Origin of the sequence: Pseudomonas fluorescens, assembly GCF_001902145.1 — a bacterium.
Lineage (GTDB): Bacteria > Pseudomonadota > Gammaproteobacteria > Pseudomonadales > Pseudomonadaceae > Aquipseudomonas > Aquipseudomonas fluorescens_BV.
Map to the genome: position 1 here is coordinate 26,454 of NZ_MRST01000012.1, position 15,526 is coordinate 41,979.

The following is a 15,526-nucleotide window of genomic DNA, read 5'->3' on the forward strand; positions in this document are numbered from 1 at the left end:
TTTTACAAGACAATTCAACTATGACCGATGGCGACCGTATCAAACTCGAACCCAGCTGGAAGCACGCTCTGCGTGAGGAGTTCGAGAAGCCTTACATGGCGCAATTGCGCGAGTTTCTGTGCCAGGAGCATGCCGCTGGCAAAGAGATCTACCCGCCCGGCCCATTGATTTTCAACGCACTCAATTCAACACCGCTGGACAAGGTCAAGGTGGTGATCCTCGGGCAGGACCCCTACCACGGCCCGGGCCAGGCCCACGGCCTGTGCTTCTCGGTGCAACCGGGCGTGCCAGCGCCGCCGTCGCTGGTCAATATCTATAAAGAGCTCAAGCGCGACCTGAACATCGACATCCCCAACCACGGCTACCTGCAAAGCTGGGCCGACCAGGGCGTGCTGATGCTCAACACCACCATGACCGTGGAGCGCGCCAACGCCAACGCCCATGCGGGCAAGGGTTGGCAGTTCTTTACCGATCGGATTATCGAGGTAGTCAGCGAGCATCAGCCGCACCTGGTGTTCCTGCTGTGGGGCGCCCATGCTCAAAGCAAGCAGAAGCTCATCGACGCCACCAAGCATCTGGTGCTGACCTCGGTGCATCCGTCGCCGTTGTCGGCGTATCGCGGGTTTCTGGGCTGCGGGCATTTCAGCCGGGCCAACAAGTTTCTCGAGCAGAATGGCGAGGCCCCCATCGAGTGGCGTTTGCCACCGGTCTGAGGCCTGGCACATTCAACATGTGGGAGGTTTTAGAGGGGGGTCGGGCTGACGGTTCCAGTGCCGAAACAAAGGCTCGGCCAAGAACAGCACGAACAACAAGCGCATCACCTGCATCGCCGTCACCAAGGGCACCGACAGCTGCAGGGTTTCAGCTGTCAGGCTCATCTCAGCGATACCGCCTGGCATCATGCCCAGGGTCAGTGATCGCAGATCGAGGTGAGTGAGGGCGCTCAAGCCCACCGCCGCTAACGTCGCCAGCAGCATGGTCAATGCCGTGCCAATCAAGGTGCGGCCCATGAATGAGGGCGCGCGACGGAAGAACTGCCGATTGAAGTGGCAGCCCAAACCGCTGCCGATCAACCATTGGCCGATCTGGCTGCCGCCGTCGGGCAGGCCAATGTGTAAATCCCAGGTCACACTGGCGATCGCACTCACCAGCAATGGCCCGAACAGCCAAGGGTTGGGTTGGCGCAAGCGTTGCCAGCCCCAGGCAACCAGCGCACCCACCGGAAACAGCAGGGCCAGCCAGGCCCAGTCCACCGGCGCCGGATGGAACTGCGGCGCGCCGCCTCCGAGCAAATACTTGAAGATCGCCGGCACACACAGCACCACCACCAGCACACGCAGGCTTTGCCCTGCCGCCACTCGGCTAAGTATTGCGCCATTGCGGGCGCCGAGGTTGACCATCTCCCCGGAACCGCCCGGCATGCTGGAGAAAAACGCCGTGGCGCGGTCTTCCCCGCTGCGGCGCATCAACCACACGCCGACCACGCTCGACAAGCTGGTGACCAGTGCACCGAAGAAGATCAGGCCGAAGTGGCTCATCACCTGCTCGATCACCAGTGGGGTGAAGTGCAGGCCAATGCCGATGCCCACCACCCATTGGCCGCATTTGCGCCCGCCGGGAATCTCCGCCAATTGCCAGGGCGTCAGGCAGCGCACCAGGATGATCGCCAGCAACGAGCCGACCATGTACGGCAACGGCCAGCCGACCAGGCTGGCCAGGTAACCGCCGGCCAGGCCGACCAGCGGTGTTCCCCACCAATGTTTAAAGGTGACCTCAGACATCGGCCAGGGCACGACGCTGTTGCACGCGTTTACGCCAGATACGCAGCAGCGGTACAAGCAGCATGATTGCGGTCAGCACCCAGACGCCGAAGGTGATCGGGCTCGACCACAGGATTTCCAGCGCACCGTTGGAGATCGACAGCGCACGGCGCAGGTTCTGCTCCATCAAACCGCCGAGGATAAAGCCCAGCAGCAGCGGCGACAGCGGGAAGTCCAGCTTGCGCAGGATGTAGCCGAAGATGCCGATGGCGATCATCAGGAACAGATCGAAGGTGGTGGCATGCACGGCGTACACGCCAATCGCGGTGATGATGGCGATCACCGGCACCAGCGCCCAGTTCGGCACGGCGAGGATACGGGTGAAGATACGGATCATCGGGATGTTGAGCACGACCAGCATGATGTTGGCGATGAACAACGAGGCGATCAGGCCCCAGACAATGTCCGGTTGCTGTTGGAACAGCAATGGGCCGGGGGTGATGTTGTACAGCGACAGGGCGCCGATCATCACCGCCGTGGTGCCCGAGCCAGGAACGCCGAGAGTCAGCATCGGTACCATGGCGCCGCAGACCGACGCGCCGATCGCGGTTTCAGGGGCGGCCAGGCCGCGCATGTCGCCCTGACCAAATTTGCCGCTGGCGCCTGCGATGCGTTTCTCGGTCATGTAGGCAACGGCCGAGGCCATGGTCGCACCAGCGCCCGGCAATACGCCTATGATAAAGCCCGACACGCCGCAACGAAGATTCACGGTGAGCACCGACAAGGCTTCCTTGACGTTGAACATCATGCGCCCTGTGGCTTTCACCGCTTCCTGGCCACGGTGGGTTTTTTCCAGCAGCAAGAGAATCTCACTGATAGAGAACAGGCCGAGCACCAGAACCACGAACTGGATACCGTCGGTCAGGTGAATATTGTCGCCGGTAAAGCGGTACACACCGCTGTTGGCGTCGATGCCCACACACGACAGGAACAAGCCGATCAGCGCCGCGACAAAGGTCTTCAACGGTTTGTCACCGGCCATGCCGCCCAGGCAGACAATCGCAAACACCATCAGGACGAAATATTCCGCCGGGCCGAAAGCAATCGCCCACTTGGCCAGCAGCGGAGCGAACAGCACCATGCCGCAGGTAGCGATAAACGCGCCGATGAACGAACTCCACGCCGACAACGACAGCGCCACGCCAGCCAGGCCTTTGCGGGCCATCGGGTAGCCGTCGAGGGTGGTCATCACGGTGGACGCTTCGCCCGGGATGTTCAGCAGAATCGAACTGATGCGGCCGCCGTATTCGCAGCCCAGGTACACGGCTGCCAGCAGGATCAGCGCCGATTCTGGCGGCAAGCCCAGGGCGAAGGCGATGGGGATCAACAGTGCCACGCCGTTGATCGGGCCCAGGCCCGGTAACAGGCCGACCACGGTGCCAATCAGGGTGCCGCACAACGCGGTCACCAGGTTATAGGGGCTCAGCGCAACGCCGAAACCCTGGCCCAAATAGCCAAAAGTATCCATATCAGTTCTCCAGAACGTCGAGCAGGCCGAGGGGCAACGGTACGTCCATGGTTTTATCGAACAGCAGATAAAGACCGACGCTCATCAAGGTGATGATCACCACGCTGGGGAACCAGCGGCCGCCGTACAGCCGTGCCATCGGAATACCGATCAGCATGCTGCTGAGAATGAAACCCAAGGATTCGAATGTGCCGGCAAACACCAGCAGCAGGGCCACACAGATGCCGATCTTGATCAACGCGGGTTGATCCAGCGCGGGTTCATCGTCGGTGTGTTTGGTCGCCTGCGGGCGAATCATCATGTAGATGAGCGCCAGGCCCATCAGCCCGAGCAACAGCAGGGGGAAGGCTCTCGGCCCTACGGGTTCGTAGGAAAAGGCCGCCTGATACGGCCAGGCCATCAGTGCCAGGCCGATACAGGCAAGCAATAGCACGGCAGCGAAAATGCGTTGTAAGAGCATAGAAAACTCCAAGGCCCCTCTTGTAGGAGCGAGCTTGCTCGCGAAAAACGTCAACGATAACGCGTGCTCTCTGGACGCACGTGGATGTCCTTGGGTTCTTCGCGAGCAAGCTCGCTCCTACAGGGGCATTACACAAAAGAGGGGCGATTACTGGATCAGGCCGAACTCTTTGGCCAGCACTTTGTAGTCAGCCACTTGTTTCTTCACGTAGGTGTCCAGCTCCTGGCCCGTCATGGCGAACGGGAACAGCTCGCGCTGGTCACGCAGCTTGGCGAACTCCTCGGAAGCCAGCAGTTTGTCGAAGGCGTCTTTCCACCAGGCGTAGTCGGCATCGCTGACTTTTGGCCCCAGGTAGAAGCCACGCACCACCGGCCAGACGATGTCGTAGCCTTGCTCTTTGGCGGTCGGAATATCCTTCATTTCCGGCTCATCCAGGCGCTTCTCGGAGAACACCGCCAGCAGGCGCATATCGCCGCTCTGGATATGCGGCATGGAGTCGGAGATGTCGGTACTGCCTACCTGGATATGACCGCCCAGCAGGGCCGTGGCGATTTCACCGCCCCCCTCAAGAGCCACGTAACGCAGCTCGCGCGGGTTGATCCCGGCGGCCTTGGCGATCAGCGCGGTTTGCATCCAGTCCTGGCTGCCGACGGTGCCGCCGGAGCCGATCACCACGCTGCCCGGGTCTTTCTTCAGGGCTTTTACCAGGTCATCGAGGGTCTTGTAGGGCGAGTCGCTTTTCACCGCGATGGCGCCATAGCTGGTGCCCACTGCCGCCAACCAGCGCACGGCGCTTTCATCAAAACGGCCGAACTTGCCCTGGGCCAGGTTCAGCAGCGAACCGCTCGACCAGGCGACCAACGTGCCGGCATCCGCAGGGCGCTGGGCGACGACCGCGTTGTAGGCTACCGCGCCCACGCCGCCTGGCATGTAGGTCACACGCATCGGCTTGGTCAGCAGCTTTTGGTTCACCAGCGCGCTTTGCGCCAGTTTGCAGGTCAGGTCAAAACCGCCGCCAGGGGAGGCCGGGGCGATGCATTCCGGACGCTTGGGTTCGTCGGCAGCCAGCAGTTGGCCGGCGAACAGCATGCAGCCGGCGGTGAGGGCAAATTTACGCAGTGAAGGGGTCATGGCGATCTCCATCGTTTTTGTTATGAGGGGGTACTACCAAAGTGCGACGCTATAGCTGACCAGCAAGCGCATTTCATCCGCATCACGGGCCGAGTAGTTGGAACGATAGGTGGCGTTACGCAGGCGCACAGCCACATCTTTGAACGTACCGCTTTGCACCACGTACTTGATCTCGCTGTTGCGTTCCCACTCCTTGCCGGTCTCGCCGTTCTTGAGCTTGATGTTGTCACCCGAGAGGTAACGGCTCATGAAACTCAAGCCAGGAATGCCCAGCTTGGCGAAATCGTAGTCGTAACGTGCCTGCCAGGAGCGTTCTTCGGCGCCGGCAAAATCGTTGATCTGCACGAAGTTGACCAGGTACGGGTCGCTGCCATCCACATACGGGAAGGCGCTGTCACCGGACATGTGCTGGTAGCCGGCGCTGAGCTTATGGCCATTTAGGGCATAGCTGAACAGGCCGTTGAGGGACTTGTTGTCGATATTGCCGCCGTGGGCCGAGCCGGTGTCATCGCTGATTGCCAGTCGCAGGTCGGCGGCGAAGGTGCCAGGGCCCATCGGGCGTGATGCGACCATGCCTAGGAAGTGCTGGCGGTAGACGTCGTCGAGTTGGGCGAAGTGGTAGCTGCCGGTGATCTTGTCGGCGAACTTGTAGTCGACGCCACCGAAGTTGAAGTGCTTGCCGGTGGCACCGCTGAGGAAGCGGCTGTTCTTGTTATTGAGCGCGATGTCTTCGTAGTTGGTGTCGTCACGGTCCTTGGCTTTGTCCAGGCGGCCACCGGTGAACACCAGGTTCTTGAATTCCTTGGAGGTGATCAAGCCACCGTTGAAAGTCTGTGGCAGGATGCGCCCGTCGTTGGGCTTGAGGATCGGCAGTTCGGGGATCAGCGAGCCGATCTTAAGCTCAGTCGCCGAGATTTTCACTTTGCCGGTCAGGCCCAGCTTGGAGTACTCGTTGGCGGCGCGCCCGTCATCGTGAGTCGGCAGCAGGCCGGTGCCGGTGCGGTCGGGGCTGGAGTCGAGCTTGACCCCGAGCATGCCCAACGCATCCACGCCAAAGCCGACGGTGCCGTCGGTGTAGCCCGATTGCACGTTGAGCATGAAGCCCTGGGCCCATTCGTCGCGCTTGGATTGCTGCGCACTGGTACCGTCGCGAAAGTCGCGGTTGAAGTACATGTTGCGGGTTTCCAGGGTCGCGCTGCTGTCTTCGAAGAAGGCAGCCTGGCTGAGCGGCGAAAAGCCGGCAAGGGCGGCGGCACTGGCGAGGGCGGTGTGGGTCAGGCGGGAAGAGCGAACAGGCGGGCAAGCCTGTGGCTGTGTCGACAGCATCGTGGTGTACTCCGTTATTGTTCTTATTTTGACGAAAACGCATCGAGGCGTTTTTCGGTCGCTACGGATCAGATAGCTCGGCGGGCATAGACCACCGTAGGTTGGATGCTAAAGGGCGAAGCTTTCACTAACCTTTCAATCGCCTTTCAATGTTTTCGGGCTTCACAGGCCAGGTTGCGGCTGTAAACTGCCGGGCAAAGCGTGGCGCCGACCACCCCTGAACGAGGTAGAAATCCATGCGTGTCCTTCTGGTTGAAGACCATCTGCAGCTCGCCGAAAGTGTCGCCCAAGCGCTCAAGAGCATGGGTTTGACCGTTGATGTGTTGCATGACGGCGTGGCGGCGGACCTGGCCTTGAGCAGCGAGGAATACGCCGCGGTGATCCTGGACGTAGGGTTGCCGCGCCTGGATGGTTTCGAGGTGCTCGCGCGTTTGCGAGCGCGTGGAAAAAACCTGCCAGTGCTGATGCTGACCGCGCGCAGTGATGTAAAAGATCGCGTGCACGGCCTGAACCTGGGCGCCGATGACTACCTGGCCAAACCGTTTGAACTCACGGAACTCGAAGCACGGGTCAAGGCGCTGTTGCGGCGCAGCGTGTTGGGCGGCGAGCGCCAGCAGGCCTGCGGTGTGTTGGTGTACGACCTCGATACCCGGCGCTTCACGGTCGCAGGCGAACTGATGACCTTGACGTCCCGAGAACAAGCGGTGCTCGAAGCCTTGATTGCCCGGCCGGGCCGCGTGATGAGCAAGGAACAATTGGCTTCCCAGGTTTTCGGCCTGGACGAGGAGGCCAGCCCCGACGCTATCGAAATCTACGTACATCGCCTGCGCAAGAAGCTCGATGGCCAGCCCATCGCCATCGTCACCTTCCGCGGCCTTGGCTATTTGCTGGAAGCCCGTGATGCATAAACCCAGCAGTCTGCGCTGGCGCTTACTGTGCAACCTGGCGCTGTTGCTGGTGTTGTTGATGCTCGCCAGCGGCATGAGCGCCTATTGGAACGGTCGCGAAGCCGCCGACACCGCCTATGACCGCACGCTGCTGGCCTCGGCGCGCACCATTGCCGCCGGCTTGACCCAGGTGGACGGCACCCTCAGCGCCAACGTGCCCTATGTGGCCCTGGACACGTTTGCCTACGACAGTGCCGGGCGTATTTATTACCAGGTCAATGATATTGACCAGAAGCTGATTTCCGGTTACGAAAACCTGCCCGGCCCGCCGCCTGGCACGCCCCGCACCGACGATTACCCGGCCTTGGCACGGTTTTACAACGCCATGTACCTGGGCCAGCATGTACGCGTGGTGAGCCTGCTCAAGGCTGTCTCGGAGCCGAACATGAATGGCATGGCCGAAATTCGTGTCGCGGAAACGGAAGAAGCAAGGGTGGCCATGGCCCGTAGCCTTATGGCCGACACGCTGTTGCGCCTGGGCATGCTCGCCATCGGTGCGTTATTGCTGGTGTGGTTCGCGGTAAGCGCCGCACTGCGCCCGCTGGAACGCCTGCGTACGGCGGTGGAAGAGCGCCAGCCTGATGACCTGCGGCCTCTGCCATTGGTGGAAGTTCAGGATGAGTTCGGCCCACTGGTGCGCTCTCTCAACCATTTCACCGAACGTCTGCGCGGGCAGTTCGAGCGCCAGGCGCAGTTTATTGCCGACGCTGCCCACGAGCTGCGCACACCCCTGGCGGCGCTCAAGGCCAGGCTGGAACTGGGCCTGCGTGCCGAAGAACCGGCCACCTGGCGCAGCACCCTGGAAACGGCTGCCCAGGGCACCGACCGCCTGACGCACCTGGCGAATCAATTGTTGTCCCTGGCCCGCATCGAAAATGGTGCTCGGGCCATTGCCGAAGGCGGTGCGCAACTGCTCGATTTAAGCCAATTGGCCCGTGAGCTCGGTATGGCCATGGCGCCGCTGGCCCACGCGCGGGGCGTAGCCCTGGCGCTGGAGGCCGACGAGCCGGTATGGCTGCGCGGCGAACCAACGCTGTTGAATGAGCTGCTGAGTAACCTGGTGGATAACGCCTTGGCCCATACCCCGCCCGGCGGCAATGTGATTCTGCGAGTGACGGCCCCGGCGGTGCTAGAGGTGGAGGATGACGGCCCCGGTATCCCGCTGGATGAGCGGGACCGGGTGTTCGAGCGCTTTTATCGACGCAGCCAGCATGGCATGGGATCGGGCTTGGGGCTGGCGATTGTCGGGGAGATTTGCCGTGCGCACCTGGCACAGATCAGCCTGCATGATGGCGAGCTGGCGGGGCTTAAGGTACGCGTGAGCTTTATCGCGGGTTGATCAGTAAAACATCGAACGCGCTTCGTCCAGTTCGCTGCGCACGGCATCGCTGTGCAGGTCTATGCGCAACTTCGTGAGGGCCGGCAATGTGGCGATCGGCGTGGTCCCCAAGGGATGACCGGTACCGCGGTGGCAGTACAGCGCGGCGACCTGCACCAGGTCGACGTAGTCCAGGCTTGCAGAGTCGCGTGTCAGGTCCAGGTATTGGCCCGGCACGTTCACCAGCATCTCGGGGAAGTCCCAGACCCGCAGCAGCTTGTCCCCCAGCACCGGGTGGATGCTGTCGATGACGTGGTTGAGGCTGACGGGGTCGGCCAGCAGCTCATAGTGATCCTCGGCATACGTGAGGATCGGCAGCACGCCGATCTGATGCACCAAGCCACCCAGGGCCGCCTGGTCCGGCTTGAGCTGGCTGCGGCGACGGCACAAGGCATAGCTCACGCCCGCCACTTCCAGGCTGCGACGCCACACGTCGCGCATTTTCTGTTCGACCACCCCGGAGCGGGCGTGAAAGATCTGCTCCATCACCAAGCCGATAGCCAGGTTGCTGCTGTAGTTGGTGCCGAGCCGGGTGATGGCGGTGTGCAGGTCGGTGACTTCCTGGCTGGCCCGTAGCAACGGGCTGTTGACCACTTTGATCAGGCGCGCCGACAGGGCCGTGTCACGACTGATCACTTTGCTCAGGTCGCTGATGCTGATGTCCGGGTCTTCGGCGGCCTGGCGAATTTTCAGGGCCACCTCCGGCAATGTCGGCAGAACCAGGTCATCGTTGTCGATGGCCGTTACCAACGCTTGTTGGACTTTTTCCGCCAGCTTGTTCATTCATGCTCTCTAGGGTGCTGCAAAAAAGTACGGCGATTAACGCTGGATCTCGCGATCACGGTCCAGTTGGTAGGGTAGGTCAAGCAGGTGCAAGCCCGGCCCCTCCAGGGTTCCCAAGCGCACGTCGCCACTGTCGGCAGCTTCGGCTTGCAGCACGGCGAGAAGTTCAATCGACTGGTCAGCTTTTGCCGCGATGACCACTTCGCCGATCGCGCTGTTATGGCTCGGTGAAAACAGCGGCGTGCCTGGCTCGGGAAGTTCGTCGGCCTCAAGGCTCAGGCGATACAGGCGCCGCTTGAGTTTGCCCAGGTACTGCATGCGCGCGACGATTTCCTGGCCGGTGTAGCAGCCTTTCTTGAAGCTGACGCCACCCACGGCCTGCAGGTTGAGCATCTGCGGGATGAACAGCTCGCGCGTCTGCGGCATCACCTGGCCGATACCAGCACGGATCTGGCCAAGCAGCCAGGCATTCAATTCAGCTTGTTGCAAGTGCGCGGCCAATTGGCTGCGCACGGCGTCGGCGTGTTCGGCAGGTACCCAGAGTTCGGCACGGCCCGGGGAAACGCGGACGGCAATCAACGCCTCGTTGCGTGCCACGCTATCGGTCTCGACCGGCAGCGCGAGGCCCAGGGCGCTCAGGGCCGCGTCTGCGTTCGCCAGGCCGAAGCGCGCCCAGGCAGCACTTTCGTCGGTGAGCTTGGATTTGGAGAACACCGCGTACTTCTTCAAGTCCGCCAGTTGCGGTTCAAGCAACTCGGTGGCCATGGCCAGGAGTACACCATCACCCTGCAGCAGGATCCGGAAGCTGGACTGCATACGGCCTTTTTGCGTGCAGCGCGCGCCCAGGCTGGCCTGGGTTTCACTCAGGTAATTGAGGTTGCAGGTCAGTTGGCCCTGCAGGAACTTGGCAGCATCAGAGCCGCGGACGGCGAGAACGCCTTCGTGGGACAGGGAGCAGAAAAAAGCGGAGTCAGCCATGGGTCATCGCAGGTCAAAAAGTCATGGGTGCATCATAGAGGGGCGTCCGGCAAATGCATAGTTTCGTCTCGGGCGACCAAAGCCGACTGTTCCGGGGGCGTCCGGGCTGTATACTTGCGCTCTATTTTAGGAGGGCTCCATGGTCGAAGATGTAGAAATCAATCGCCTCTACTGGCACAGCCGTCGCGGCATGCTGGAGCTGGATGTGTTGCTGGTGCCTTTCACCAAAGAGGTGTACGCGACGCTCAATCAGGTGGACCGCGACCTCTACGTCAGGTTGCTCGAGTGCGAAGACCAGGACATGTTTGGCTGGTTCATGGAGCGAGCCGAATCCGAAGACCCGGAGCTGCAGCGCATGGTTCGGATGATCCTGGATCGTGTCCAGCCCAAGTAATCGTTTCGAATGCCGCTGGCAGGCCTCACGGCTGTTGCTGGTGGCCTACATGCTTGCCCAGATGGTCGCGCTGGGCAGCCTGATGGCTCTTGACCTGCCTTACTCAAGCCTTGGCATCCCTTTATGCCTGGCTCATTGTGCCTGGGTATTACCGCGGCAAATCCTGCTCACTCACCGTTCGTCGATTCTTGGCCTGCGCCGTGACGACGATGGCTGGCAATTATGGAGCGCCGCGCGCGGCTGGCATCCTGTGCAACTGCGGCCCGACAGCCTGGCGTTGCCGCTGATCGTGGTGTTGCGTTACCGGGTGCAGGGTGAGCGGCGAGTGCGCTCAATCTGCGTGCCCAAGGATGCGCAGGCCGCCGATGTGCACCGGCGCCTGCGGGTGCGCCTGAAGTTCAGCCGCCGTAGGTGGTTGGCACCAGGATAGTGTCCCGGGCTTCGGGCAGCATCTGTGGGTAGTCGAGGGTGTAATGCAGGCCGCGGCTTTCCTTGCGCTCCATGGCCGACCGGATCATCAGCTCGGCCACTTGGGCCAGGTTGCGCAATTCGATCAGGTCGCGGCTGACCTTATAGTTGCTGTAGAACTCGTCGATCTCATCCAGCAACAAGCGCACCCGATGTTGCGCCCGTTGCAGGCGCTTGTTGGTGCGCACGATGCCCACATAGTCCCACATGAAACGCCGCAGCTCGTCCCAGTTGTGGGCGATGATCACATCCTCGTCCGAATCGGTGACCTGGCTCGCGTCCCAGCGGGGCAGGGCGGCTGGTACCGGGATACACGGCAGTTGCTCAAGAATGTCCGCTGCCGCCGAGCGCGCATACACGAAGCATTCGAGCAGTGAATTGCTGGCCATGCGGTTGGCGCCGTGCAGGCCGGTGAAGCTGGTTTCGCCGATGGCATACAGGCCCGGCACGTCGGTGCGGCCATGCTGGTCGACCATTACGCCCCCGCAGGTGTAATGCGCGGCCGGCACCACTGGGATCGGGCCCTTGGTGATGTCGATATTGAAGGTCAGGCAGCGTTCGTAGACGGTTGGGAAATGGGTCTTGATGAAGGCTTCGGGCTTGTGGCTGATGTCCAGGTACACGCAGTCGATACCCAGGCGCTTCATTTCGTGGTCGATGGCGCGGGCGACGATATCGCGTGGTGCCAGCTCGGCGCGCGGGTCGAAGCGCTGCATGAAGCGTTCGCCATTGGGCAGCTTCAAATGCGCACCTTCGCCGCGCAGGGCTTCGGTGATCAGGAAGCTCTTGGCCTGTGGGTGGTACAGGCAGGTGGGGTGGAATTGGTTGAACTCCAGGTTGGCGACCCGGCAGCCCGAGCGCCAGGCCATCGCAATGCCGTCGCCGCAGGCACCGTCGGGGTTGCTGGTATAAAGGTAGACCTTGGCGGCGCCGCCCGAGGCGAGAATGGTGAAGCGTGCGCCATAGGTATCGACTTCACCGCTGGTGCGGTTGAGTACGTAGGCGCCCAGGCAGCGTTCGCCCGGCAGGCCCAGGCGTTTTTCGGTGATCAGGTCGACGGCGACGCGCTGCTCCAGCAATTGGATGTTGGGGCGTTGGCGGGCCTGGTCGAGCAGGGTCTTGAAAATCGCGGCTCCGGTGGCATCGGCGGCGTGAATGATTCGGCGATGGCTGTGGCCGCCTTCGCGGGTCAGGTGGAACTCAAAGCCACCGTCGTCGCTGCCGGCATGTTCATCACGGGTGAAGGGCACGCCTTGGTCGATCAACCATTGGATGGCTTCCCGGCTGTGCTCGACGGTGAAGCGCACGGCGTCTTCGTTGCACAGGCCACCGCCGGCGTTGAGGGTGTCTTCGACGTGGGATTGCACGGTGTCTGTGTCGTCCAGCACCGCAGCAACGCCGCCTTGGGCCCAGAAGGTCGAGCCGTTGGCCAGGTCGCCTTTGCTCAAAACCGCGATACGCAAATGGCTGGGCAGGGTCAGGGCCAGGCTCAAGCCGGCGGCGCCGCTGCCGATTACGAGGACATCGTGTTGAAACTGTTGGCTCATTTGACGGATTCCGCAAAAAGCGATCCAAAGGGGGGGCGCAAACAGGACGCCTGGATCGGCGAATCAAAGGGTCACACGGGCCACTAGTATATAGAGGGGTGGAGCGGCACAATAGCCACGCCTTCGTGGCATTGTGAGATTATGCTGCGCAGCTTTGGGGAACGGCCGGTTGGTGGGACGGGAACTTTTTGCATAAGCCCCGACTCAATAGCAGGTTGCCCGAAAGCTGGGAAAACGTTGAGTTTATTGGCCCGTCGGGAGCATTGGACGCGTCACGAAACCGGCGACAAGATTATTCGCGCAGCCGGCACCGACCGTGCTGCGTTTTTCGTGTGTGCCAAATCAGTGCATGCCGGAAACTTGCTTGAAGGGGGAGAACTTTTGCGAAAAGCCCGAGTCTATGTTTGCAAGCCTGATCGTTTAGTTATGCAAGCCTCCTTCAAGTACAACGAGGAGTGTTCATGCTAACCCAGGAAGAGGATCAGCAGCTGGTCGAGCGCGTACAGCGCGGTGATAAGCGAGCATTTGATCTGCTAGTGCTGAAATACCAGCACAAAATTCTCGGGTTGATCGTGCGGTTTGTGCACGACACCCATGAAGCGCAGGACGTTGCACAGGAAGCCTTTATCAAGGCTTACCGTGCACTTGGAAATTTCCGCGGTGACAGTGCGTTTTATACGTGGTTGTACCGCATCGCCATCAACACGGCGAAGAACTATCTGGTGTCTCGCGGCCGCCGCCCACCAGACAGTGATGTCAGTTCAGAAGATGCTGAATTCTACGATGGTGATCACGGCCTCAAAGATCTCGAGTCGCCGGAGCGTGCGTTGCTGCGCGACGAGATCGAAGGCACTGTCCATCGCACTATTCAGCAACTGCCAGAAGATTTGCGTACGGCGTTAACTTTACGTGAATTCGATGGTCTGAGTTACGAAGACATTGCGAGCGTCATGCAATGTCCGGTGGGGACTGTGAGGTCACGGATTTTCCGGGCCCGAGAAGCCATCGACAAAGCCTTGCAACCCTTGTTGCAGGAAAACTAAAGACAGCGGCGACAGCCAAGAGAGGAACCGCCATGAGTCGTGATGCCCTGCAGGAATCGCTGTCCGCAGTGATGGATAACGAAGCGGATGAACTGGAACTTCGTCGAGTGCTCAACGCATTTGATGACGCCCAAACCCGTGATACCTGGTCTCGTTACCAAGTCGCTCGGGCGGTGATGCACAAGGATCTCCTAATCCCTCGTCTGGATATTGCTGCGGCCGTTTCTGCTGCACTGGCTGATGAAGCCGTTCCGGCAAAAGCCTCGCGTGGTCCATGGCGCAGCCTGGGTCGTCTGGCAGTGGCCGCTTCGGTGACCGTTGCTGTATTGGCAGGTGTTCGCCTGTACAACCAGGACGAGATCGCAGGCAACGAGCTGGCCCAACAGACTCAGCAACCGGTCATGGCCGGTCCGCAAGTCAAAGGCCCGGCCGTGCTGGCTGGCTACAAGGAAAGCACCGATACCACCGGCCCGATGGCCAATGGTGTACTTCAGGGGCAATCCGGCTGGCAGGATCAGCGCCTTCCAGGCTACTTGCGTCAACATGCGCAGGAATCGGCCGCCAAAGGCACTGAAAGCGCTCTGCCATACGCTCGTGCAGCAAGCCAGGAAAACCGCTGATTCGCTAAGGAGCCCTATGCGCGCCATACCGCTCCTTGCGCTTTTGCTCAGTAGTTGGTTTGCACTATCCGCCCATGCCGATGAAGCCCAAGATTGGCTGACTCGACTTGGGCGTGCAGAGCAGCAGCAAAGCTTTGAAGGTACGTTTGTCTACGAACGTAACGGCAGTTTTTCTACCCATGACATCTGGCACCGCGTCCAGGATGGTCATGTCCGTGAACGGTTGTTGCAGCTTGACGGCTCCGCCCAGGAAGCGGTCAGGGTTGATGGTCGGGCACAATGTGTCAGCGGCACGTTGGTTACCGGTCTCGGTCATTCGCCTGAGGCACCCTCGCGTATTCTTGATCCAAAAAAACTCACTTCATTCTATGATCTGGCCGTCATTGGCAAATCCCGCGTGGCCGGTCGTCATGCGGTGATTGTGTCGATCAGCCCGCGTGACCCCTACCGTTATGGGTTTGAATTACACCTGGACCGTGAAACTGCGCTGCCGCTCAAGTCCTTGCTACTAAATGACCAGGGGCAGTTGTTGGAGCGTTTTCAGTTCACCCGCCTGGGTACTTCGGCCACTCCTTCTGACCAGGACTTGCAGCCCAGCAGCGACTGTTCGCCGGTAACAACCTCCGCCGCTAAAGCACCTGACATGTCTGCCACGCAAAGGTGGCATCTGGACTGGCTACCGCCTGGTTTCCAACAGATCAGCAGCGCTACGCGCAAAGATCCCCAAACGAAATCTACCGTCGACAGCCTGATGTATGACGATGGGCTCGCACGTTTTTCGGTGTTTCTTGAGTCAGCCAATGGCGCCGATGTGAATGAAACCCGTGCTCAGCTTGGGCCGACCGTGGCAATCTCGCGGCGTTTGAATACGGTAGATGGCGAAATGATGGTCACCGTTGTGGGCGAAATTCCCATTGGCACTGCTGAGCGCATCGCGTTGTCGGTGCGTGGTGAAAAGGCCGCCGCCAAGCCCTGAGATTGTTAATCTTATGTTCATCCTGTTCTTTCAATCTGAGCCCGAATGTCGTTGGGTGCTGGGTGTATGAAATCTCTGGATCAGCATTTTCACTTGCAAAAACTTCCCATGTTTTTTATAGGTCAGGGTTTGATGGCTCTGGCCTTGTTTGTTCGCGGAACAAAAATGCCGGTCGCAGTATCCGGCG

General features: G+C 60.7%; 16 protein-coding genes. 8 read left to right on the plus strand and 8 right to left on the minus strand.

Annotated features, from left to right (window positions below; all coding sequences use genetic code 11):
• Positions 1-20 precede the first annotated feature (20 nt).
• A complete protein-coding gene (ung, locus tag BUE92_RS01240; protein WP_073521623.1) occupies positions 21-713 on the plus strand; it encodes a uracil-DNA glycosylase in 693 nt (230 codons plus the stop codon).
• Positions 714-725: 12 nt separating this feature from the next.
• On the opposite strand, the gene BUE92_RS01245 is transcribed toward ung, so the two are convergent.
• The 5 genes from BUE92_RS01245 to BUE92_RS01265 form a co-directional block, all read right to left on the minus strand.
• A complete protein-coding gene (locus BUE92_RS01245; RefSeq protein ID WP_073521624.1) occupies positions 726-1,781 on the minus strand; it encodes an AbrB family transcriptional regulator in 1,056 nt (351 codons plus the stop codon).
• On the minus strand, positions 1,774-3,288 hold the full coding sequence (locus tag BUE92_RS01250) for a tripartite tricarboxylate transporter permease (protein WP_014717355.1): 1,515 nt from the start codon (positions 3,286-3,288) through the stop codon (positions 1,774-1,776). The genes BUE92_RS01245 and BUE92_RS01250 overlap by 8 nt, the downstream gene beginning before the upstream one ends.
• Before the next feature lies 1 nt (position 3,289).
• Positions 3,290-3,748, minus strand: coding sequence for a tripartite tricarboxylate transporter TctB family protein (locus BUE92_RS01255; RefSeq protein WP_073521625.1), 459 nt, complete (start codon positions 3,746-3,748; stop codon positions 3,290-3,292).
• A gap of 147 nt (positions 3,749-3,895) precedes the next feature.
• The gene (locus BUE92_RS01260; RefSeq protein WP_073521626.1) at positions 3,896-4,879 is read right to left on the minus strand and encodes a Bug family tripartite tricarboxylate transporter substrate binding protein; all 984 of its coding nucleotides are present in this window, start codon (positions 4,877-4,879) and stop codon (positions 3,896-3,898) included.
• Between the two features lie 33 nt (positions 4,880-4,912).
• On the minus strand, positions 4,913-6,205 hold the full coding sequence (locus BUE92_RS01265) for an OprD family porin (protein WP_073521627.1): 1,293 nt from the start codon (positions 6,203-6,205) through the stop codon (positions 4,913-4,915).
• Between the two features lie 236 nt (positions 6,206-6,441).
• Between BUE92_RS01265 and BUE92_RS01270 the strand changes: the two genes are divergently transcribed.
• The gene (locus BUE92_RS01270; RefSeq protein ID WP_073521628.1) at positions 6,442-7,113 is read left to right on the plus strand and encodes a response regulator; all 672 of its coding nucleotides are present in this window, start codon (positions 6,442-6,444) and stop codon (positions 7,111-7,113) included.
• The gene (locus BUE92_RS01275) at positions 7,106-8,491 is read left to right on the plus strand and encodes a sensor histidine kinase (RefSeq protein ID WP_073521629.1); all 1,386 of its coding nucleotides are present in this window, start codon (positions 7,106-7,108) and stop codon (positions 8,489-8,491) included. Before BUE92_RS01270 ends, BUE92_RS01275 begins: the two co-directional genes overlap by 8 nt.
• Here the strand turns inward: BUE92_RS01275 and BUE92_RS01280 are convergent, their stop codons facing one another.
• A complete protein-coding gene (locus BUE92_RS01280) occupies positions 8,492-9,313 on the minus strand; it encodes an HDOD domain-containing protein (RefSeq protein WP_073521630.1) in 822 nt (273 codons plus the stop codon).
• Between the two features lie 36 nt (positions 9,314-9,349).
• Positions 9,350-10,291, minus strand: coding sequence for a CAF17-like 4Fe-4S cluster assembly/insertion protein YgfZ (ygfZ, locus tag BUE92_RS01285; RefSeq protein WP_073521631.1), 942 nt, complete (start codon positions 10,289-10,291; stop codon positions 9,350-9,352).
• Between the two features lie 139 nt (positions 10,292-10,430).
• Here ygfZ and BUE92_RS01290 point away from each other — a divergent pair, with 139 nt between their 5' ends.
• Positions 10,431-10,685, plus strand: coding sequence for an FAD assembly factor SdhE (locus tag BUE92_RS01290; protein WP_003189444.1), 255 nt, complete (start codon positions 10,431-10,433; stop codon positions 10,683-10,685).
• A complete protein-coding gene (locus BUE92_RS01295) occupies positions 10,669-11,115 on the plus strand; it encodes a protein YgfX (RefSeq protein WP_073521632.1) in 447 nt (148 codons plus the stop codon). The genes BUE92_RS01290 and BUE92_RS01295 overlap by 17 nt, the downstream gene beginning before the upstream one ends.
• Here BUE92_RS01295 and nadB read toward each other — a convergent pair.
• A complete protein-coding gene (gene nadB, locus BUE92_RS01300) occupies positions 11,084-12,700 on the minus strand; it encodes an L-aspartate oxidase (RefSeq protein WP_073521633.1) in 1,617 nt (538 codons plus the stop codon). The genes BUE92_RS01295 and nadB overlap by 32 nt on opposite strands.
• Before the next feature lie 461 nt (positions 12,701-13,161).
• Between nadB and rpoE the strand changes: the two genes are divergently transcribed.
• From rpoE to BUE92_RS01315, 3 genes are read left to right on the plus strand one after another with little or no spacing between them, the layout of a single operon-like run.
• Entirely contained in the window at positions 13,162-13,743 is a 582-nt protein-coding gene (gene rpoE, locus BUE92_RS01305; RefSeq protein WP_003172477.1) for an RNA polymerase sigma factor RpoE, read from the plus strand.
• Between the two features lie 32 nt (positions 13,744-13,775).
• Positions 13,776-14,363, plus strand: coding sequence for a sigma-E factor negative regulatory protein (locus BUE92_RS01310; RefSeq protein ID WP_032892984.1), 588 nt, complete (start codon positions 13,776-13,778; stop codon positions 14,361-14,363).
• A 16-nt stretch (positions 14,364-14,379) separates the two neighbouring features.
• Complete coding sequence (locus BUE92_RS01315) at positions 14,380-15,339, plus strand: MucB/RseB C-terminal domain-containing protein (RefSeq protein WP_073521634.1); 960 nt, start codon at positions 14,380-14,382, stop codon at positions 15,337-15,339.
• Positions 15,340-15,526 lie beyond the last annotated feature (187 nt).